We start from the raw sequence: 1,085 nt of genomic DNA, 5'->3' as shown, positions 1-1,085 counted from the left end.
AGGGAATCATGAGTCTCTTATGGAAGATAGAGGGTTTTATTTTGATCTGTATACGAGTCAGTTTAAAATTTAATAAAAAAAATGAGGTTTCTCTAGAAAAGAGAAGCCTCATTTTTTTATTTGTAAACTTTATGAATTACTTTTCTAACCAAATTAATTATCCGACCTGAAAAATACTTATACTTGCAGATACATTTGTTAAAGAGCCACCATCACTATTTGAGAGAGTGATAGTACCTGCTGAAGAGGTGTTATTTATTAAAGTCAATGTTGAAGGAACAACTGTTACGGTAAAAGCAGCAGTACCTTGATTTATTGTATGTGGTGACCCCGTACCAAAACGTCCACCTGAAATTGGTGTACCATTTAGTTGGAGGGAGAATTGGTTTTCGCGAGAAGCTTGTAATTGAAACTCTGCTACATATGTTCCTAGTGTATTAATTATAATATTTCCAGTACCTGTGATGTGGCTAAGGGCAGTTCCTGTTATAGGTCCATTTGTGTTAAAAGTAACACTACTTCCTACTGCAATTGATTGGTTAGTAGTATCAAAAACATATAGATAGTTTGTTAATCCTACACTAGCCGCCCCGGTAGGCCCAGTGGAGCCAGTAGAACCAGTAGGCCCGGTGGAACCAGTGAAGCCAGTAGGCCCGATGGAACCGGTAGCAGCTCCAGTAGCCCCGGTAGAGCCGGTAGTCCCAGTGGAACCGGTAGCTCCAGTAGCCCCGGTAGCTCCAGTAGGTCCGGTAGAGCCGGTAGTCCCAGTAGAGCCAGTAAGTCCAGTGGAACCGGTAGAGCCAGTAGCCCCGGTAGCTCCAGTGGAGCCAGTAGCCCCGGTAGTCCCAGTGGAACCAGTAGAGCCAGTAGAGCCAGTAGAGCCAGTAGCCCCAGTAGAGCCAGTAGGTCCAGTGGAACCGGTAGCCCCGGTAGCTCCAGTAGCCCCGGTAGTCCCAGTGGAGCCAGTAAGTCCAGTGGAACCGGTAGCTCCAGTAGCCCCGGTAGATCCAGTGGAGCCAGTAGCCCCAGTAGCCCCGGTAGCTCCAGTAGCTCCAGTAGGTCCGGTGGAACCGGTAGCTCCAGTA

1 protein-coding gene is annotated in these 1,085 nt (G+C 47.2%); it reads right to left on the bottom strand.

The annotated features are described in order from the left end of the window. Window positions 1–157: 157 nt before the first annotated feature. The coding region (locus ABWK52_RS29885; RefSeq protein ID WP_438825471.1) for a collagen-like protein at window positions 158–1,085 on the bottom strand (928 nt) is incomplete at its 5' end.

This window comes from Bacillus sp. AP50 (genome assembly GCF_040492675.1).
In the GTDB taxonomy this organism is placed as follows: Bacteria; Bacillota; Bacilli; order Bacillales; family Bacillaceae_G; genus Bacillus_A; species Bacillus_A cereus.
This window is presented reverse-complemented; position numbering and strand designations above follow the sequence as displayed.